The organism is Streptomyces roseochromogenus subsp. oscitans DS 12.976 (assembly GCF_000497445.1).
Taxonomy (GTDB): Bacteria; Actinomycetota; Actinomycetes; order Streptomycetales; family Streptomycetaceae; genus Streptomyces; species Streptomyces oscitans.
Genome location: NZ_CM002285.1, coordinates 582,567 through 600,997, shown reverse-complemented (window position 1 = coordinate 600,997; position 18,431 = coordinate 582,567). Strand labels below are relative to the sequence as shown.

The 18,431-nt window shown below is 71.1% G+C and carries 16 protein-coding genes and 3 pseudogenes; 9 read left to right on the top strand and 10 right to left on the bottom strand.

Going from position 1 to position 18,431, the window contains the following annotated elements:
- Positions 1–46: 46 nt before the first annotated feature.
- Entirely contained in the window at positions 47–616 is a 570-nt protein-coding gene (locus M878_RS52995) for a methyltransferase family protein (protein ID WP_023544591.1), read from the bottom strand.
- Positions 617–921: 305 nt separating this feature from the next.
- On the opposite strand from M878_RS52995, the gene M878_RS98785 reads away from it, so the two are divergent.
- Positions 922–2,247 (top strand): hypothetical protein, encoded by a 1,326-nt coding sequence (locus M878_RS98785; protein WP_342452707.1) that lies wholly within the window; start codon positions 922–924, stop codon positions 2,245–2,247.
- Positions 2,248–2,401: 154 nt separating this feature from the next.
- On the opposite strand, the gene M878_RS52985 is transcribed toward M878_RS98785, so the two are convergent.
- A complete protein-coding gene (locus M878_RS52985; RefSeq protein ID WP_031223832.1) occupies positions 2,402–2,998 on the bottom strand; it encodes a CGNR zinc finger domain-containing protein in 597 nt (198 codons plus the stop codon).
- A 56-nt stretch (positions 2,999–3,054) separates the two neighbouring features.
- On the opposite strand from M878_RS52985, the gene M878_RS52980 reads away from it, so the two are divergent.
- Together M878_RS52980 and M878_RS52975 are read left to right on the top strand one after the other, a co-directional pair.
- Positions 3,055–4,239, top strand: coding sequence for an MFS transporter (locus tag M878_RS52980; protein WP_023544588.1), 1,185 nt, complete (start codon positions 3,055–3,057; stop codon positions 4,237–4,239).
- Between the two features lie 105 nt (positions 4,240–4,344).
- On the top strand, positions 4,345–5,301 hold the full coding sequence (locus tag M878_RS52975; protein ID WP_031223830.1) for a hypothetical protein: 957 nt from the start codon (positions 4,345–4,347) through the stop codon (positions 5,299–5,301).
- Between the two features lie 192 nt (positions 5,302–5,493).
- On the opposite strand, the gene M878_RS52970 is transcribed toward M878_RS52975, so the two are convergent.
- Positions 5,494–6,171: a hypothetical protein gene (locus tag M878_RS52970; protein WP_031223829.1), complete on the bottom strand. Its 678-nt coding sequence runs from the start codon at positions 6,169–6,171 to the stop codon at positions 5,494–5,496.
- Positions 6,172–6,461: 290 nt separating this feature from the next.
- Here M878_RS52970 and M878_RS52965 point away from each other — a divergent pair.
- A pseudogene (locus tag M878_RS52965) lies at positions 6,462–7,321 on the top strand (alpha/beta fold hydrolase).
- A 54-nt stretch (positions 7,322–7,375) separates the two neighbouring features.
- Here the strand turns inward: M878_RS52965 and M878_RS52960 are convergent.
- From M878_RS52960 to M878_RS52945, 5 genes are all read right to left on the bottom strand, one after another.
- The gene (locus M878_RS52960) at positions 7,376–8,332 is read right to left on the bottom strand and encodes a MerR family transcriptional regulator (protein ID WP_023544584.1); all 957 of its coding nucleotides are present in this window, start codon (positions 8,330–8,332) and stop codon (positions 7,376–7,378) included.
- A 103-nt stretch (positions 8,333–8,435) separates the two neighbouring features.
- Positions 8,436–8,639, bottom strand: a complete 204-nt coding sequence (locus tag M878_RS52955) for a hypothetical protein (RefSeq protein WP_023544583.1) — start codon at positions 8,637–8,639, stop codon at positions 8,436–8,438.
- Positions 8,640–8,830: 191 nt separating this feature from the next.
- Positions 8,831–8,956 carry a hypothetical protein gene (locus tag M878_RS000000100985; RefSeq protein WP_280923661.1) on the bottom strand — a complete coding sequence of 42 codons (126 nt, stop codon included), beginning with the start codon at positions 8,954–8,956 and terminating at the stop codon, positions 8,831–8,833.
- Between the two features lie 177 nt (positions 8,957–9,133).
- Positions 9,134–9,532, bottom strand: a complete 399-nt coding sequence (locus M878_RS52950; protein ID WP_023544582.1) for an ACT domain-containing protein — start codon at positions 9,530–9,532, stop codon at positions 9,134–9,136.
- Between the two features lie 104 nt (positions 9,533–9,636).
- Positions 9,637–10,800, bottom strand: a complete 1,164-nt coding sequence (locus M878_RS52945; protein WP_023544581.1) for an erythromycin esterase family protein — start codon at positions 10,798–10,800, stop codon at positions 9,637–9,639.
- Positions 10,801–10,901: 101 nt separating this feature from the next.
- Between M878_RS52945 and M878_RS52940 the strand changes: the two genes are divergently transcribed.
- Both M878_RS52940 and M878_RS52930 read left to right on the top strand, forming a co-directional pair.
- Complete coding sequence (locus tag M878_RS52940; protein WP_023544580.1) at positions 10,902–11,666, top strand: MerR family transcriptional regulator; 765 nt, start codon at positions 10,902–10,904, stop codon at positions 11,664–11,666.
- Between the two features lie 226 nt (positions 11,667–11,892).
- Positions 11,893–12,240: pseudogene (locus M878_RS52930) on the top strand (P-loop NTPase family protein); the annotation flags it as partial.
- Between the two features lie 275 nt (positions 12,241–12,515).
- Here the strand turns inward: M878_RS52930 and M878_RS52925 are convergent.
- The gene (locus M878_RS52925; RefSeq protein WP_023544577.1) at positions 12,516–13,439 is read right to left on the bottom strand and encodes an SDR family oxidoreductase; all 924 of its coding nucleotides are present in this window, start codon (positions 13,437–13,439) and stop codon (positions 12,516–12,518) included.
- Between the two features lie 83 nt (positions 13,440–13,522).
- Here M878_RS52925 and M878_RS52920 point away from each other — a divergent pair, with 83 nt between their 5' ends.
- Complete coding sequence (locus tag M878_RS52920; RefSeq protein WP_023544576.1) at positions 13,523–14,089, top strand: TetR/AcrR family transcriptional regulator; 567 nt, start codon at positions 13,523–13,525, stop codon at positions 14,087–14,089.
- Positions 14,090–14,184: 95 nt separating this feature from the next.
- Here M878_RS52920 and M878_RS52915 read toward each other — a convergent pair.
- A pseudogene (locus tag M878_RS52915) lies at positions 14,185–15,892 on the bottom strand (glycosyl hydrolase family 95 catalytic domain-containing protein).
- A gap of 200 nt (positions 15,893–16,092) precedes the next feature.
- On the opposite strand from M878_RS52915, the gene M878_RS52910 reads away from it, so the two are divergent.
- Positions 16,093–17,751, top strand: coding sequence for a penicillin-binding transpeptidase domain-containing protein (locus M878_RS52910; RefSeq protein ID WP_031223818.1), 1,659 nt, complete (start codon positions 16,093–16,095; stop codon positions 17,749–17,751).
- 72 nt (positions 17,752–17,823) lie between these two features.
- Positions 17,824–18,381, top strand: coding sequence for a YciI family protein (locus M878_RS52905; protein WP_023544572.1), 558 nt, complete (start codon positions 17,824–17,826; stop codon positions 18,379–18,381).
- Positions 18,382–18,431 lie beyond the last annotated feature (50 nt).

The window sequence follows — 18,431 nt, the reverse complement described above, 5'->3', positions numbered from 1 at the left end:
CGACCTTGCGGGGGAGACGAGGGGGGAGCATGGGCCACGGCGGCCGTCAGAAGACGAAGGGCACCAGACGCTTCGTTCTGCCGCGATAGTCCGTGTACGCGGGGCCCAAGGTGGCTATGAGCAGGCGCTCCTCGGCGCTGACCCGCCAGACATAGGCAGCCGTCAGCAGCGCTGTCACGATCAGGCTGGCCGGCCAGCTGCCCAGGCCCAGCGAGTACCCGATCCACACCAACAGGCTGCCGCAGTACCCGGGATGGCGGATGTGTCTGTACGGGCCCTCCTGCACCACACGCTGATCCGCGACCGTCCGCAGCGTGCGGGTGTAGTACTGGGCCAGCGTGCGCATGCCCCAGGCACGCAGCGCCAGTCCGCCGGCCAGCACGGCGACACCGAGCCAGCGCAGCGCCATGGTCAGTGGGCCGATCGACGCCTGGCCGAAGGAGACGTTGACCACGACGGCCACCAGATAGGAGACGATCAGGAGCCGCGTGGAACCGCGGTCCCGGTCGTCGGCCTGCCATGTGCCCGCGGCCGCGTCCTCCCGACGGCGCAACAGCACCTCGTACCCGACCCAGCACAGGATGCCCAGCACGGAGAACAGACTGGGGAGAGCCATCGCGCACGCTCCTCACCTTCGGCGATGCCACCATCCACGGTGGCCCACGTCCGGCCCCGAAAGCACGCACCCACGGGTGGAAATGCTCTCCACCCCAGGGGTGAAACCCGCACCGTGCGAGGAGTGGGGAGGCGGCGCAGCCAGCTCTGCTGCAGTGTGCCGGGGAGCACCAGCACCGGCACCTGTGGCCCGCTTTCCAACGTGAGCCCGGCGGAGCCGGCCAGGCGCGGGCGCGGTGATGTGTGGACTCAGGCGTTGTCAGTGGCGGGTCGTAGGGTGCGGAGCATGGCCCGGTACTGGAGGCGATGGGGGTAATGATGGTGCGCAGGCCGGTCGAGGGAGAAGTCCACGTCCACTACGGGCAGATGTACGTCGAGAGCGATCCGGACAGCTACGGCCCGGATCTCGCGGAGGCGTTCGCCGGGCAGTCCTCCGGGCTGTGCGGGGCGGCGATCCCCGGAACCCTGTGGCTCACCACCGGGCTGCACACGGGCGACGTGGGTTTCACAGCCGAAGTGCACGACTGGGCCCCGCCGTTGGATCCCGGCTGGGAGGACGTCGTGGAGGTGTCCTTCCGCCCTGTCTCGGACAGCGCCGTGCTCGTGCTGTGGGGCGGCGAAGGCTCGTGGGAGCTGGGCCTGGAAGAGACCGACTACCGGGTCCGCTACTGCGCCAAGGGCATGGACATGGCCGGGAAGCAGGACACCCGGCTGGATGGCGAGCCCCAACTGGACTGCTATCTCCTGCAGTTCTGGCCGTCGTCGCCCGCGCCGGACCGTGTCGTGAAGCAGACCTCAGCGATTGCCGAGTACTGGCACGACTACGCCCGACGGCTCCCACCGCCTCCCCCACCGGCCGAACGCGCCGAGGCCCTGCGCCAGGCCCGCCTCGCGGAGGAACAGGCGGAAAGAGAACGCGAACTGGCCTACGAACGCTGGGAGTGGGGCGGACGGTCGCCGAGCCAGGCCCTTCGCGAGGTCGGCGGCAATGTACACGGGCTGCTCCGCTTCGACGCAGCCCTCGTGCATGCCATGGACGCGGCCGGCCCGGCCGCCCAGCGGGTGGTGGCTCTGCTGGCCGCGCGCCGCGCCTGCGAGGCGGCCGGTCTGGCGGAGCTGGACTGGATCGCCGCGGGACTCACCGCCGTCACCGACGAGCGGCCGCTGCCGCCGCCGCTCGATGACGAGGGCCATGCGTGGCAAGCCCTGAACGCCGACCCACGGGTCCCGGACAGAACTGTCCGCCGGGCCATCCCGCCCGAGCGCCCGCCCTTCGAGACACCGTTCCCCTGGGGCGAGGTGTCCCTGCCGATTCCCGTGTCCGACCCGACCACACTGGTCGCGGGCCCCGCTGCCGAGTGGGTGCAGGCGTCGCCGACGCCGGCCGAACCGCCGAATCCCGAGCCCACCGGAGCCGCGGAATACACCCTGCGGGTCACCATCGGCGAGCCGGACCCCTCCCTGCCCTTCTCCCAACCGCACATGGCCCTCCCCGCACTGCTCGGCGCCGCCGACCCCGACGCACTGCAGGCGGCCCTGGACGCGGTGTACGCGGGCATCGCCACATACGGCGAGAACTACCCGGCCCTGCTCAGGGAGGTCTGGTCGGTCTGCAAGGGCAGCAACTCGTAGCAGGCGGGCTGACGGGGTCTGCGGCCTCAGATGGTGTGGCGGGCGAAAGCCTCAGGTGGTGTGCAGCGCGGAAAGGAGGGTGCCAGGGGAGAGGAGGAGGTCGATGGCGGCGATGGTGTGGACACGCACGCCGGTCAGCCCGGCGATTTCATGGTCACCCAGGTGACTCCGCGGAGCGAGCTCGGCGATGGGCCGCGACGCGCTCGCGGGTTGCGCAACGCCGGGAGCAGTAGCGGCGTTCGGGCCCTGGTCCCTGGGTGATGAAGACGTTACGGCAGACCGGCGATGCGCAGATTCTGCCGGGCGGGAGCTGGCGGTCCCAGACGAGGACGGTCAGTGCCAGGCAGGACGAGGCGAGGAACCACTCGTCCCAGGGGGCGTTGTCGTCGTGGTCGAGATGGGGGTGCCAGGGCGTGTCTCCGCCGTGTGAGGTGAGGCGCAGTGGTCCGGTGTGGGTGCGCAGCAGGCGGTTGAGGGCGACGGCGGCCTCGTTGGCGTGCTCGGCGGCGAAGACCTCCCGGAGCTGCTCGGCGGCGTCACGCATCCGCGTGACATCGCGGGAGGTGAGGTCGAGGGGGCCCCGCTCGCCGTACGCGCGGAGCACCTCCACCACGTGGCCGGGCCCGGGCTGGGCCTCGGCGAGGGCGTTGACCAGGGCGGCGGTGCGGCGAGCCATGGTCAGGACGGAGTGCCGCGTGGACCAGTCGCCGTCGGGGTGGTTGGGGGAGGACATCAGCTCAATGTAACGCATATTGTGAGGTTTTGAGTTACCTGAGTAGCGTCACTCGGGTGATAAGGCGTCACGCGATGGCCTCCTATGCCGTGGGGGCGGTGATGGCACGTGTCGGGGACGAGATGTCGGGACCGGCGCTGATGCTGGCGGCATACGCCGTCGCCGGGTCGGCCGCCGAAGCGTCGGCACTGCTCGCAGCCATCACGGCCGCGGCGGTTGCAGGGGGCCCGGTACTCGGGGCGGTGCTGGACAGGCAGCGGCGGCCGGGGCGGCTGCTGGCGGCGGCGCTCGTCCTCTACGCGATGGGTCTCGTGGTGATCCTCTTCGGCCTCGCTCGGCTTCCGTTCGCCGTCACGGTCCTGATCGCGGTACTGACCGGGCTCCTGGGGCCCGCGTTGTCGGGTGGCTGGACGGGCCAGTTGCCGCGGGTGGTGCCGGCAGAGCGGCTGCCACGGGCCAACGCCCTCGATGCCATGACCTTCGGCATGGCGAGCCTGGCCGGTCCGGTCCTGGCGGGCGGCCTGGCCCAGACGCCAGGCGCACCGACAGCCGTCGTGGTGTCGGCGGCGCTCATCGGCTCGGCGGCGCCCGCCGTGTGGACCCTGCCGAGCCGTCCCGTGCGGGTGCGGGACGCCCGGCGGGGTTCACTGATCGGCGACCTCGCCGCCGGCATGCGGGTCATCGTCGGACAACCCCGGCTGGCGCGGGCGACCCTGGCCTCCGTCGTGTGCTGTGTGGCGCAGGGCATGCTGACGGCCTGTGTGCCGCTGCTGGGCGACCGTGTCCTCGGCGGGGCGGGCCGTGGCGCGCTGCTGCTGTCCTGCGCGGCGGTCTCCGCCCTGGTGGCCAACGCCGTACTCGCGCGGTTTCCGCAGTCCCTCACCCCTGACTCGATCATCTGGGGCGCCGCCCTGATCCAGGCCGGAGCGCTCGCCCTGGCGGCAACAGGACGCCCAGCCGTGCTCGTCCTGGCCCTGCTGCTGGCCGGCATCGGCGAAGGACCGCAGCTTGCGGCCTTGTTCGCGGTACGCCACCGTGAGGCTCCGGAGCACCTGCGCGGCCAGATCTTCATCACCGGCGCCAGTCTGAAGATCACCGGCTTCGCGTCCGGCGCGGCGATCGCCGGGCCGCTCGCCACCTGGTCGCTGCCCGGCACACTGGCCGCGGCGGCGGGCGTCGCGGCCCTCGCGGCGCCGGCCTTCCTCGCCGTACCGCTGGACGCCGTCGGGCAGCTGGAGGAATCGGTACTGCCGGACTGACGCACACCTCCGCGTCGGTCGGGACAGATGCGTGATGATTCGTGTAAACCATAACGATCTCGGCCCAGCTCTTGTGCGCCCACCGATCCGCTCTAGCCTCCTGACATGGCATTTCTTTCAAGTCGCCGCAAGCGGGCACGCCTTGCTCCGGAGCTGGACGACCAGGATCTGGGCAAGCTGCTGAAGTCGCTTGTGGCGACCGCCAGGACCGGCACCATCGCGACCACCGAGCTGTGTGTGGCGCAGATGTCCCGCCTCCTGGAGCAGGACCCGGGCGACTGGGACCGCCGGACGCATCGGATCGACGTCCTGGCGGGATACCTCGCCGGCTCGCATCTGTCGCGGTCCTGGGTCACGCGTGAGCCGCGCAGCGCGGACGCACTCGTCCTGCATGCCTGGACCCAGGTCGCACAGGCCCGCGCTCAGGGGCGCCTGGAAGATCCGGCCGGCACCATCGACACCTGTCTGCGGGCCGCCGAACTCGCCCCGGAGGACCCCACCCCGTGGGTGGCCCTCCTCGCGGTGGCACGCCTGGAACGCCGGGAGCAGTCCCAGGTCTTCGGGGTGTGGAACGAGATCCTCGCACGCGATCGCTGGAACCGCGAGGCCTACCTGAGCATGCTGAACTACCTCAGCCCGCAGGAGGCGGGCTCGCGCGTCCAGATCCTGGAGTTCGTGGACGCCCTGCGCGCCCGCATGCCCGCCAACGCGCCGTGCGTGGCGACCGAACTCAGCGCTCAGATCCTCCACTACCACGCCATCCTCGACCGCGGCGGATTCGAGGCACTGGTCGCGCGCAACCACTGGTCCCAGGAAATGGCCGCACAGGCTCTCGACCGCGCGGCGCACACCTGGAGCCAGGCAGGGTTTCTCCGGCACGCCAAGGCGCTCGCCGACCTCAACCTGCTGGCCTACGCGCTGATGGCCGCGGACCGGCGTGGCGAGGCCCGTTCCGTCTTCGAGGCGGTCGGCGGGATCGTCACGGCGTGGCCCTGGCGGACCGGCGGTGACCCGGTGACGGAGTTCGACGAGACGCGGCAGAAGGCCACCATGGGCCAGTGAGCCGCAGAAGGCCGTGTCCGACACTGCGTCACTTCAGCCGGCCACCGGCGACGGCAGGGCACACAGCCGCACCGGACCAGCCCCGTCCGGGACACGGCGACACCCGCCGGTGCCGGCCGGGACCGGCCCCGAGCGGACTGGAACAGCCCTCCGGCGCCCGGCACGGTCAGGACGGGGCGATGTGGCCACGGCTCACTCGCCGGCGCCCGGCTGGGACCTCTCCGCCGTCGCCGGCGCCGGATCCGACGCGTTGGAAAGGGTGTAGAAGACGGACGAGCCCTGCTTGGTGCGCTGGGCGCTGTTGCGGGCCACGAGGTTCTCCAGAGTGGTACGGATGACCTTGGTCTGGATCTCCCGGTCGGGATGCGCCTTCCCGAGCGCCTCCGAGACCTCGGCCGCCGAGCGGGGCTCCTGCTGTTCCGCGAGATGGCGACGGACGAGTTCGACGAGCGTGGGCTGAGCCGTCTGACCGGCCGCCTTCTTCGCCGCGGGCTTGGCCGCCGCGGGCTTCTTGGCGGACCGCTTCTTGGGCTCGGGCTGCTCCTCGGTCGCCTTCTTCGGCACGCGGCGGGTGCGGGACACGGTGCCGGACGTGGTGTCGGACGCGGTGGGGGACTGCGTCCGCGGGGCGGGAACCACGGGGGCCTCGCTGGTGGTGGCAGGTGCGCCCACCGAGGTCACGACACCGAGCGCCTCCTGCATGCTCACGAGAATCGTGTGGTCGTGCTGCAGCGCGGCCAACTGATCCTGCAAGGCGGCGATTTCGTCGGTGATGCGTTCCTGTTCCTTGACGTTGTGCTCCAGGTCGTTGGTCACCTGGCTGACGTACTGCGAGGTCAACTCGGTGACGGGAGTGGTTGGCTCAGGCATCTGTCGCTCCGATCGTGACTGTGGTGCGCCCCTTCGCCTGCGGTTGTGGCAAGTGAGGAGCGGGAGTTGTGGTGCGGGTTCCCCGGCAGAGCGGGAGTTGTCCTGCGGGTTGTCCCGACACATGGATGATACGGATCGACGGACCTGTTTCTGCTCACTGAATCCTGTGCGTTGCGCGGGTAAAGGCGCGGTAAGAGCCCAGGCTGCCACCGCAGTCGGTAACGCCCACAGGAGATCGAGGCATGGCCGAACCGATGGCCAGGACATGGCATCGCCCGCAGAATGCGGCCATGGGATCATTCATCTCGTACGACGGAGCCGAACTCGCCTACCGTGTCTCCGGGGACGGGAAGCCACTGGTGTGTGCTTGCCCGGCGGACCGCAGCAGTCGACCTACCTCGGCGACCTGGGCGGCCTGTCCGCGCACCGGAGGCTGATCAGGCTGGACCTGCGGGGCACCGGCCGGTCCGCTGTGCCGCGGGACCTCGCCTCCTGCCGCTGCGACCGGCTCGTCGAGGACGTGGAGGCCCTGCGTCTACACCTCGGCCTGGACCGCATGGACCTGCTCGCGCACAGCGCCGGAGCGAATCTGGCCGTGCGGTATCTGAGCCGTCACCCCGAACGCGTCGACAGGCTCGTGCTCATCACGCCCAGCGTCAGAGCCGTCGGCCTGGCCATCACCGGCCGACTCCGGCGCGAGACCGTACTGCCGCGCCGGGACGAGCCATGGTTTCCGGCGGCGTTCGCGGCCCTGGAGGCGATCGGCGCGGGCGCGGCCACGTTCGACAACTTCCGGGCCATCGCGCCGTTCTCCTACGGCCGTTGGGACGAGGTGGCCCAGGCCCACAAGGCGGCGGAGGACGAGCAGGTGAACCGGGACGTCGTGGCCGCGTTCGGCGCCGAGGGCGCATTCGACCCCGAGGCCGCCCGCGCCGCGCTCGCCCGCTTCGAGCCACCGGTGCTGCTGCTCGCCGGTGAGGTCGACCCGGGCGCCCCTCCGCCCACGATGGCCGAGTTCGCCGCCCTCTTTCCGAGCGCGCACCTCGTCGTACAACCTGAAGCCGGACACTTCCCGTGGCTGGACGACGCGGACCGGTTCGTGGCGACCACCGTCGCGTTCCTGCACGGAGCGGCCACACACGCGCCCTGAGGCCGTAGGCCGGCGTTAACGAGGCTCGGCAGGTGGCGCACACCGGCGGCGTTTCTACAGAGGGTGTTCGCGCAGCCAGGTCAGGACCTGCTCGGCGTGCTCGTTCGGCGGGAAAACCGGGTAGAAGACATGCTCGATCACGCCGGCGCGGAGGACGAGCGTCAGCCGCCTGAACAGCCGCAGCCCTTCGACCTCGAACGTGGGCAGTCCGAGCGCGTCGGCCAGAGTGAGGTCGGGGTCGGAGAGCATGTCGAAGGGCAGCCCGAGGCGTTCCACGACCTCGCGTTGGTAGCCGGTGTCCTGGCTGGACAGCCCGTGGACACGGCCGGCACCGGCTTCGAGGAGATCCTGGAAGTGGTCGCGGAAACCGCATGACTCGGGAGTGCAGCCCCGAGCGCCGGGAATGGAGTTCCAGCCCTCCGGCAGGTCGGTGCCGGGCCGGCCGGTGAGCGGGTAGACATAGACGACCGTGCGGCGCGGGCCCAGCGTGTCCAGGCGCACCGTACGCCCCGCCGTGTCGAGGAGGGCGAGCCCCGGCACCCGCGTGCCCGGCAGATGGTCCGCCGCGCCGTCGTCCTCGGGGACCGGCAGGTTGGCGGGCAGTGTCAGATAGTCCATGGCTCCTGTGTCCTTCTCCTCGGGCGGTACGACGCCGCTGCACCGGTGAGCGGCCGCGTCGAGGTTGGCGATCAGCGTCGCCCGGCGGGCGCTCAGCGCCTCGATCCGCTCGGTCAGCTCGTCGATGGCCTCCCGGTAGCTCGCCAGCGAGGCGGGACAGTCGTCCGCGTACGCGCGTCCGGCCGCCAGGCACTCGATGAAGGGCCGGGTGCGCTCGACGCGGATGCCCAGCCGGTGCAGCGTCCTGATCTCCCGTACGAGGCGTACGTCGTCCTCGTCGTAGTTCCGGTAACCGTTGGGGAGGCGCTCGGGTGTGATCAACCCCAGCGACTCGTAGTACCGCACCGCTTTGGTCGTCACGCCGGCCTGACGCGCCAGCTCGCTGATCCTCATGCCGCTCACCTCGCTCAAACGCTAAACCCTGCCCTCGGGGGCAACGTCAAGCCGCTGCGAGGCGGCCAGGTGGCCGAGGCACGTTCGTCCGCCGGGCGTGCCGTCAGGGGCGTGTCTCCTCCGGTGGCGCGGCGGCCGCGTCCTGGACTCGTTCGCGGAGTCGGCTCATGTCCTGGGCCATGGTCTTCGGGACGGTCTCGTTCCACTCCTGGGCGAAGCCGTCCGTGGCGGCTGCGAATGCCTCGCGCAGCCGTCTTCGGAAGAACGGGGGGCGACGGTGGCTGCGGGGCGAAGGACCGAGCGGCATGGAGGTGCAGGGCGAGCTGTATCTCCCAACGCCCGTCGCCCTGCGGGCGGGGCACGGCACGCAAGGTCGCCCCGGCGTATCGGTGCCCGACGCGCGCCTCGAACGGCGTACCGGAGAATCGCCGTCCCGCGGCCGCCTGCCACCACGTACGCAGACCGACATGAGCCGCACCGCGCCCGCCGCAGACACTCTCAGCGGCCGAGGACCCGTACGGACCCGCGCAGTTCGGCGGCTGTCGGGCGGCTGTCGCCATGGAGTGTGCCCTCCAGTGTTCTGGCCTGCTCGAACCAGGGCCGGGGCACGGAGGTGACGGTCACCGAGTGGCTGATGCGGCTCGCCGCAACACCATCGCCCGCACCATGGGGTACGGGTAGGGGCGGGACTCGGCAGTCGGCCGTCGAGGACCTTGCCGCGTCCCTGCAGAGTGTCTGCGAGACATGTCGGCGGTCCTGCCGAGCTGTCGTGCCTCAGCCGCGCCGGTCCGAGTGGCCGGGTCAGGAGGAGTCGCGTGCCAGTCGCTTGAGGACATCCACGGCCTGCTCGGCCTGCTCATGGGGCACGAAGAGGTGGTCGTGGTGGAAGCCGGCGACGACGTTGCAGCTCAGGCCCGCGTCGGCGAGGGCGCGGGAGACCGCGGCGGTCAGCCCCACCGCGGCCAGCGCGGAGTGCACCCGCAAGGTGATCCACGCGGCGACATAGTCGTACGCCATCCCCGCCCCGTCGGCCTCCGCCTGCGGCACGACCAGGGTCAGGCCCTCCTGCTCGGCCACCGTCACCACGGGGGTGACACCGGACGGCACGCCGCCCTCGGCCATGGTGAAGACATAGCGGCCCGGATTCAGCTCCGGACGCATGCCGCGGAGCAGTGTGTGCAGATCAGTCTCGCCGGTCACGGACCCAGACTACGGGCCGCCGGGCCGTCCGCCTCGGAGGCGAGCGGTGACGTTCGCGTGTGTGGCCCGGCGGCGCCGCGTCGGGCTTGGCCTCCGCGCCGCCGTCAGGTGTGCGCGGCCGTGCCGTCGCTGAGGTGCAGGACCGCGTCCACCGCGTCGAGCGTCGCCTGGTCGAGCGGGAAATAGCCCTGCCTGGGATGGGTGTCCGTCCGTGTGCGGGCGACGGGGGCCCTGCTGGACGCGGTGACCGTGGTGGCCGTTTCCAGGCCCCATGTGGTGATACGGCGCTGGAGGCGGCCCTCGTAGGTGTCCGGGTCCGGGTCGCGTAGCCCGAGGGCCTCGCTGCGGCCCAGGCTGCCGACGACACAGACGTACCGTTCGCCCAGCAGGGAGCCCACGACGGCACCGGCGCCGGACCAGTCGGCGGCCAGGTCGCCCAGGCGCCAGACGCACAGGTTCCGTTGCAGATGGAGGTTGTGCGCGAAGACCAGGGTCGCGCCCCGTGCTTCCTCGATGCCACGGATGTCCAGGAGGTTCTGGGCCATGAGCGCGTCCCGGGTGGCGTGCAGCCCGGCTATCCGGAGACTTGGTTCGAGGGGCTGTGCGCACTGCTTGTGGTAGCGCAGCAGGCCGAGGCCGGCGGTGAGGTGGGTCCGGGCCCTGAACCACTCGTCGCGGGAGGTCGCCGCGATCAGCTCGGGTGCGCGTGCGTAGAGCGAGTTGAGCATGTCGTCGGCGTGCGACCGCAGCCGCTCGGCCTCGGCCGAGGCGCCGGGCGACATCGCGGCGTCCAGGACCGCCTCCGTGCGGCTCCACCGGGTGTCGTCTCCGATGAGGCCCGCGAAGTCGAGGTCGAGTGCCAGATAGTCGCGGGCGTGTTCCAGATAGGGCCGCGGGCTGGGCGCGCTGGTGTTCTCCGTCGGCGCGTCGAAGCCGTGGAAGGCCAGACGCTGTCCTGGCGGCCGGCCCTCGTTGTACTCGCGCATCCGGCTGACCAGCCGCCTGTTGGCGTCCTGGCCTCCCCAGCCGTGGGAGAAGCCTTCGCGCATGACCGTGTCCAGGCTGCCGGTTCCCTCCTGGACGTAGTCGTTCACGGCGAGGGCGGCCACGCGGTCGATCTCAAGGGCGATGGATCGGAAGCCGTGGTCGGCCAGTTGGGCGAACAGTTCGTTCCGTACCCTCCCGAAGGCCGGTTCCTGGTGTGTCGGCTCACCCAGCGCCAAGAGGTCGCATGACGGGGTGACGAAGTCGCGGATGTCCTGACTCATGAGCCTCAATCGTATCCTTGAAAGAGCGGTTGAGGCTTTCTGCGGCCCCAGTGCTCAGAGTCAGCCACTCCACGGAGCGGACTGCGGTAAAGTCTCAACCGGTGATCACCTTGCGACCGACCGACCTCGCACGCGAGCACGGCATCTCGACCCAGGCGGTGCGCAACTACGAGCGGCACGGGTTCCTCCCGCCCGCCGAGCGCACCCCCAGCGGCTACCGGATCTACACCGAGGTGCACGCGGCCGCCCTCCGCGCCTACCTCTCGCTCGTCCCGGCGTACGGCTACGCGGCCGGGGGCCAGGTCATGGCCGCACTCCATCGGGACGATCTCGACGAGGCCTTGACGCTCATCGACCGCGGGCACAGTCAGTTGTTGCGCGACCGGGACACCCTTGATGCCGTGCGCACAGCGGTGCGGCACCTGACGGCGGAGTCCGCGGCTGCCCCGGTCCCCGCCCCGGGCGCGGGAACCCGCACCGTCGGCGAGCTCGCGCACCAACTCGGTGTCACGCCGGCGACCTTGCGCAATTGGGAAGGCGCGGGCATCCTCACGCCCGCCCGGGACCGGGCCACCGGATACCGTGTCTTTCACGCCGACGACATCCGCGACGCCGAGCTGGCGCACCTGCTCCGACGCGGGGGCTATCTGCTGGAGCACATCGCCACCGTGGTCCAGCAGATCCGCACGGCCGGCGGCACGGACGCACTCGCCGCCTCTCTGGACGCCTGGCAGCACAGACTCACCGCGCGGGGCCGCGCCATGCTGCACGCGGCCACGTACCTCAGCGCGTACCTGAAGCACGTCGAAACCGAGAACGACGGATCAGGTTGCAGGACATCGACGGCGCCTCATCAGCACAGGTGAGCGAGGGCATGGGGGTGCCCCGTGCCCTTAAGGCAGTGGCGGAGGGCGTGCCAGCCTCGCGTCTGCGGCAGGATCCGCCACCCCGGCGACCCCGCCGAAACGTCCGCGGGCGCCGCGTCCTTCGCCGCGCAGGGGGCCGAACTCGCGGTCGTCCACCGCCCGTTGCCGTACTCACCCCAGATGTCGGAGCCCCTGGCCCACGAGCTGGCGACGGTTTCATGATCGGGAGGCCGTCGCCCGGTACGCCCTGGACGCCGGCTATCACGTGCTGGTGGAGGGCATCCTGTACGCCGACCGCTACGGCGACATGCTCGCCCGGCTGCGCGCCGACCACCGTGGACCGACCCACGGTTACTACCTCGATGTGCCGTTCGACGAGACCCTCGCCCGCCATGCGGCCAAGCCGATCGCCGACCAGGTGAGCGAGGCCGACCTGCGGGACTGGTACCGGCGGCGTGACCTGCTGCCCGGGGGAGTGGAGACGGTCATCCGCGCCGACAGCTCGCTGACGGAGACGGTCGACCACATCATGCGCGACACGGGGCTGGCCGGCCTTCCGCCGCTGGATATCTGACACAGCCCGCGTGGTCGGCACGGCACGGTCCGATCTCTCACCGGCGCATGCCCTTACGGTGTGCGTCCGGCGGGGGATCGGGCCGAGTCGCCGGGACCCGCCCTGATGCGGGCCCGTGGCGATCGGCGTCTACGGCCGTGGCGCCGAACCCGGCGATGTGCCGACCGCCCGCGTCCGGCCGTAGCGCACCCGGTCCCGTGGAAAGCTGTCCGCTGCCGTACGGACGGCCCGGCTGGAGGTGTCCGCTCCCGTCGGCTCCTCCAGCCGGGATCCCGTCAGGCGCTGCTGGCCTGAACGGTGAAGTAGTGCCCCTTGTCCAGGTCTTCGAGGAGATCCGGGTGGGCCGGCGTCCAGCCCAGCAGTTCGCGGGTCAGGGTGCTCGATGCCGGGACGTCGAGGCCGAGGAACTCGGCCAGCCAGGTGAAGTGCTCAGGCGCCGCCTCCGGTGCCACGGAGACCACCGGCACATCGAGGTGCCGGCCGATCACCTCTGCCGCGTCACGGATCGCGACGCCCTCCTCCGCGACACCGTGCAGCACCGAACCGGCCGGGGCCTGCTCGGCCGCGAGGCGGAACAGCCGTGCGGCGTCGAGTCGGTGGACGGCCGGCCAGCGGTTGGCGCCGTCGCCGATGTAGCCGGAGACGCCCTTGGCGTGGGCGATGGCAACCAGCATCGCCATGAAGCCGTTGTCTCCGTCGCCGTGGCAGGTCGGCGAGAGCCGCACCACGGACGAGCGGATGCCGCGCGAGGCGAACGCGAGCACCTGCTGTGCGGTGGCCGCCCGGATCGCGATCGGCGAGTCGAAGTGCGCGGGCATGTCCCGCTCGGTCGCCACTCGCCCGGGGGCGAGTCCGGCCAGGCCGGAGGCGAGGACGAAGGGCCGGCCGGTGCCGGCGAGCGCCTCGCCGAAGGTGTCGACGGCGCGCCGGTCGGCCTCGGCGGCGCCCTTGAGATCGCCGCTGAAGGCGGTGTCGTGCTTGAAGGCGAGGTGGATCACACCGTCCGACGCGGCGGCCGCGTCCCGCAGGACGTCGAGGTCGTCGACGGTGCCGCGGACGACCTCGGCGCCGGCGGCGGTGAGCGCGGCGGCGGAGGCGTCGGAGCGGGCGAGCCCGGCGACCTGGTGTCCCGCTTCGGTGAGCTGGGGTACGAGGGCGGATCCGATCCAGCCGGAGGCGCCTGTGACGAAGATGCGCATGGGAGACCTCAAAGACTCGATGTCAGTCACTGTCATAGACAGTACACCTGATGTCAGCCCCTGTCATCACGTAAGATCTCCGCATGGGTAGATGGGAGCCGGACGCGCGCGGACGCCTGGCGAAGGCCGCACTGGCGCTCTATGCCGAGCGCGGGTACGAGCAGACCACCGTGGCCGAGATCGCCAAGCGGGCCGGGCTGACGGAGCGGACCTTCTTCCGGCACTACGCCGACAAGCGCGAGGTGCTCTTCGCCGGCTCCGGTGAGCTGGAGGAACTGTTCGTCCGGGCGGTCGCCGGCGCCCCGGAGAGCGTGGCGACGCTCGACGCGCTGACGGCCGGCCTGGACGCCGTCGCCGAGCTGTTCGCCGACCGGCGTGAGTTCGCGCGCCGGCGGCACGCCGTGATCACGGCCAACGCGGAGCTGCGGGAGCGCGAGCTGATCAAGCTCGCCTCGCTGGCGGCCGCGCTCACCGACACCCTGCGCAGCCGCGGTGTCGCCGAACCGGCTGCGAGCCTGGCCGCCGAGGCGGCGGTCGCCGTCTTCAAGATCGCCTTCGAGCGGTGGATCGCACCGGCCGAGGAACGCCCGATGCCGGAGCTGATACGGGAGTCACTGGCCGAGCTCAAGGCCGTGACCTCGGGCGCCTAGGGCTTGCCGGGCCGACGCGGCCCCCATCTGGCCGGGCTGCGCCGAACTGCCCTGTCGCCGCAGGGTAGTTCCGCCGTTCGTTCGCGGCGAGGTCGCTACGGCAGGCCCCACGCCGGACCCGGTTCGCCGACGGTGAGGGGGCGATGACGAGGTCGGGCTGGGAGCCGGAGTGGACGAGGACCTCGCGGCCCTTGGGCAGGTCGATGGCGAGGGCGCCCTCGCCCAGGTCCCGGGTGTGGGCCGGTGTGCCGTCGTCCAGCAGCACGGTGAGGAACCGTTCATCCCGTACCGGAGCTTGAGCCGCTCGCCCGCCAGGCTTCTGACTCGGATGCATCGCGTGGCTCCCGCTGTGCGGACGGCGCTGACCAGGAACGCGCCCTGCGCACGGACGTTGTGCAGGGTCACGTCCGCCCAGGCGGACGGAACCGCCGGGAACACGCGGACGACCCGCCCCAGCTCTGGCAGAACATGTCGTGCAGGGACTGCGAGGCCGACGGCGGCGTCTCGATGACCGGGCCGGCCTCGGTGAATGCGTGTTGGCGCGGCAGGGGAAGCGGGTACCCGGGTCGAAGAACTTCCGCAGATACGCGATCGCCGTGTCACCGTCGCCGGGCGTGAGCCGGCCCAGCACCTCCTGCCGGCGCGGTTTCAACTCGTCGTCGATTCCCAGCAGTTCGGCCGAGTCGAGGAGCGTCCGGCAGCCCCAGCGGAGCAGGGCCAGGTCGTAGTTGGTGTCCCGGGGCGGCACGACGGGGTACTCGGGTGAGAGTGTGCTAGGCAGATGGAGCTTGCCGTCGCTGCCCGGGGTGAGAAAGTGCAGGGGTATCCGATGGCCCGGCGCAGCACGGGGTAGACCGTGTCGCGGAGCAGAGCCTTGTCCATGGAGTGCCGGTACGACAGCCACACATTGTGCGGCGCCCAGGTGAGGTCGCCGGTCTCGGCGCCCGTGCCCGGTTCACCCACACCCCGGTCGGCGAACATGTCGGAGCTGCAGTCGGCCGGAGCTGTCCGAGCGGTACGCGGCGGGCACATTGGCGGCGAGCTGCTCCTGGTTCTGGCGCACCGTGGTGGCGAGCGGGTCGAGTTCGGGGTGATTGAAGCCCTGGATGAGTCAGTACTCCAGCTGCACGTTGAGGTACCACCGGACCGCGGGCCAGGGCGTGGGCTCCGGCCATGGACCGGAGGTGGCCGTCACGGGGCCGCCCGCGCGGCCGGCCGAAGCGACCTTGTACAGCTGGATCCAGTGGACGCTCTGCAGCCGCTGGTCGGGGAACGGCACGAAGCTCTTCCGGTGGAACGCGTGCCACCAGCCGGTGTGCTGTCGCCGCAGGGTGTCGTACGGACGGGGCGCGCCGGAGGTTGCGCAGCGAGTCGGCCTCGGCGGCGGTGCCGGAGGGGAAGCTGTGCCCGACGCTGAGCAGGAGGTCGTCGCCGGCACGGCGGTACGCGGTCGCGGTCCGACCGCCGCCCGTGAGGGGCTGGAGCACCTGCGCGGTGCCGTCGGCGGTGGTGCGGGTGGTCCAGGGCGGGTTGGCGGTGCAGCCGGCGGGCGGGGCCTCGCTGATGCGGCGGTGGCTGACGGCGTCCTCGGGGTGGAACGTCCAGGTGACCTGCTCGCCGCCCGCTGCTGTTACCCGGGCGGCGAAGACCTCAGCGGATCCGGTTCGCGCCCGGCTCCTGGTACACCGTGCTGCCGAGCGGTCCGTCCCCGAGGAACGGACCCTCGTACCAGAGCGTGGGCAGCCTGGTCCCCAACAGGTCCTGGCCGCGCAGGAATCCGTCCCACGCCCGGTCCGAGGTCATGGTGCCGCGCAGTCTCCAGGGACGTCCGATGTCTTCACTGCGAGGTCATCGTCGCTCTCCACGCCTTACGGATCAACGAAACATCGGGTCTGTCGGGGGAACGTAGGTATTCCGCGTGGGCATGTGAAAACTCGCACCGTTCGATAACGATCCATCGACTATGTGCACACGCATTCATAGAACGTCCATACGATCTACGCATGAACAGAGCTGTGAAGATCGGCCTCGCCGGTACGTGCACCGCGCTGCTCGCCCTCGGGGGAATCGGTACCTACAACATCGTGCACAGCCTGGCCTCCGGTTCGGCGGGTGACGGTACGTCCCAGGACGCGCGCGGATTCGACCCCTCCGAGGTATCGAGTACGCCCCCGTCGGGTGCCGAGGCGAAGAAGCTGGCTCGCGCGTTCCTGGACAACTGGTCCCAGCAGCACCTGGACGGCGCGTCGAGCACCACCGACACACCCGACACCGCCGCGCGGGCGCTCCGGGAGTACGCCGACGGCCTGCACCTGAAGAAGCTGACGTTCGATCACATCCTGTCCGCGGGGTCCTCGTCGGTGACACCGGGAGCCACCAAGGTCACCTTTGACGTCACCGCTCAGGTCGCGGGCGGCACCTGGAGCTACGCGAGCGCGGTCGCCGTGCGGAAGAGCACGAACGGTCAGCTGGCGGTCCACTGGAACAGCTCGGTGCTCTATCCGGGCCTGGGCGACGGCCAGTCGCTGACCGCGGGCACGCTGCCGGCCGGCTCGGGCGGCGCGAAGGTCGTCGCGAGCGACGGCAGAACCGACCTGTCCACGTTCCCCTCGCTGCGGGACGTCGCGGCGACCATCGGCAAGAACGCCAAGGCCACGGGTGGAAAACCCGGAACGGGAGTGGCCGTGGTCGACGGCGGCGGCGCGGGTGTGGAGACGCTGAAGGTCTTCACCAAGGGCGAGCCGGCGGTCGTCAGGACGACCATCGACGCAGGCCTCCAAGGGGTCGCCGAGCGCGCGGTGAAGGACGCTCACCTGCAGCAGAAGCCCACGGGCACGGTGGCTCTCGACTGGCGCAACGGTCACATCCTCGCGATCGCGCACACCGGCGAGGACGGCGACATCGCCCTCAACGGCATCAAGGCTCCGGGCTCCACGATGAAGATCATCACCGCGGCCGCCCTCTTCGACAAGGCAGGCCTCACGCCGAGCAGTCCGGCGCCGTGCACGGACTCACTGACGGCCAACAGCCAGTTGTTCCACAACGACCCGGGTGTGCGGGCCAACCCCGGCTCGTCCCTCGCCCAGGCGTTCACGGTGTCGTGCAACACCTCCTTCATCAAGGACGGCTTCCACCACCTGGTGCACGACGGCGACGCCTCCGCGCTGAACGACGAGGCGGTGAACGTCTTCGGCATGGGCAGCTGGTCCATCGGCGGCGGGGTCGCCACGACCGACCCGAGCATCCCGCCGGACGTCCAGGGCGGCGACCAGGCGGCCCAGTTCATCGGCCAGGGCAAGGTCACCGCCACGCCCCTGTTCATGGCATCCGTGGCGGCCACCGTGCGGGGTGCCGGCTTCGAACAGCCGGTCATCCTGCCGGGACAGCACCAGGAGACCGCGCCCCGGCCCATCCCCGCCCGCACGGCCGGCTATCTGCAGTCGATGATGCGCGGCGTGGCCACCAGCGGCACGGCGGCTCCGCGACTGGCCGACCTGGCCGGCGTCGGTGCCAAGACCGGCACCGCGGAGGAAGGGGACCACACCAACGGCTGGCTGACCGCCTACGACTCCCGTATCTCGGTGGCCGCGCTCGTCGAAGGAGGCAGCTCGGGTGTGGACTCCGCCGGATACGTCGTACGTCGGCTGCTGACCGGCGGCTGAGCGCCGGCCGCACGGGCGGTTCCCGCAAAAGCAGTTGAGGTGTCGGCCTGTGTTTGGGGAGGGTCTGCAGTCATGGAGTTCTTCTGCTATCACCGTGATCGGCCCGGCTCTCTGCCCTTGCGGGACGAGCTGTTGGAAGACCACTGGTCCTACATGGACCAGTACGCCAAGGAGATGATCGCCCGCGGCCCGACCCTGACCGACGACGGGGCGACGCCCACCGGCAGCGTGCACATCCTCGACCTGCCGGACCCGGCGGCCGCGCGGGACTTCGCCTTCGACGAGCCCAACTACCAGGCGGGCGTGTACCGGGAGGTGCTGCTGCGCCGTTGGCGCAACCTGCTGGGCCGCACCATGTGGGACTTCCCCGGCGGCCCGACCGAGGGCGACCGGTATCTGGTGCTGGGCCTCGGCGCCCGGCGCACGGTCGACACCGACCTCATCGCGCTGCCGCCGGAGCGGGACGAGCTGATCGCGTACGGCCCCCTGCTGTCCGACGACGGCGAGGCCTGGCTCGGCACGGCCGCGCTGCTCCGGGCACCGGATCCGGACACGGCACGGGCCGTCCTGCCCCCGGACCGGTATGCGGACATCGAGGTCCACGCCTGGACGTTCGGCGGCAGGCGCTGACGAACGGGTCGCTGTCCGGGAGCCGGGATGCCGCTCGCCCGCTGCCGGTT

What these genes read in the sequence shown, in the direction of transcription:
- M878_RS52975 (WP_031223830.1), top strand. Translation starts at nt 4,345, where the DNA reads ATGGCATTTCTTTCAAGTCGCCGCAAGCGGGCACGCCTTGCTCCGGAG.
- M878_RS52925 (WP_023544577.1), bottom strand. Translation starts at nt 13,439, where the DNA reads ATGCGCATCTTCGTCACAGGCGCCTCCGGCTGGATCGGATCCGCCCTC.
- M878_RS52955 (WP_023544583.1), bottom strand. Translation starts at nt 8,639, where the DNA reads ATGCCGCTCGGTCCTTCGCCCCGCAGCCACCGTCGCCCCCCGTTCTTC.
- M878_RS52920 (WP_023544576.1), top strand. Translation starts at nt 13,523, where the DNA reads ATGGGTAGATGGGAGCCGGACGCGCGCGGACGCCTGGCGAAGGCCGCA.
- M878_RS52970 (WP_031223829.1), bottom strand. Translation starts at nt 6,171, where the DNA reads ATGCCTGAGCCAACCACTCCCGTCACCGAGTTGACCTCGCAGTACGTC.
- M878_RS98785 (WP_342452707.1), top strand. Translation starts at nt 922, where the DNA reads ATGGGGGTAATGATGGTGCGCAGGCCGGTCGAGGGAGAAGTCCACGTC.
- M878_RS52995 (WP_023544591.1), bottom strand. Translation starts at nt 616, where the DNA reads ATGGCTCTCCCCAGTCTGTTCTCCGTGCTGGGCATCCTGTGCTGGGTC.
- M878_RS52945 (WP_023544581.1), bottom strand. Translation starts at nt 10,800, where the DNA reads ATGAGTCAGGACATCCGCGACTTCGTCACCCCGTCATGCGACCTCTTG.
- M878_RS52905 (WP_023544572.1), top strand. Translation starts at nt 17,824, where the DNA reads ATGGAGTTCTTCTGCTATCACCGTGATCGGCCCGGCTCTCTGCCCTTG.
- M878_RS52980 (WP_023544588.1), top strand. Translation starts at nt 3,055, where the DNA reads ATGGCCTCCTATGCCGTGGGGGCGGTGATGGCACGTGTCGGGGACGAG.
- M878_RS52985 (WP_031223832.1), bottom strand. Translation starts at nt 2,998, where the DNA reads ATGCGTTACATTGAGCTGATGTCCTCCCCCAACCACCCCGACGGCGAC.
- M878_RS52960 (WP_023544584.1), bottom strand. Translation starts at nt 8,332, where the DNA reads ATGAGGATCAGCGAGCTGGCGCGTCAGGCCGGCGTGACGACCAAAGCG.
- M878_RS52910 (WP_031223818.1), top strand. Translation starts at nt 16,093, where the DNA reads ATGAACAGAGCTGTGAAGATCGGCCTCGCCGGTACGTGCACCGCGCTG.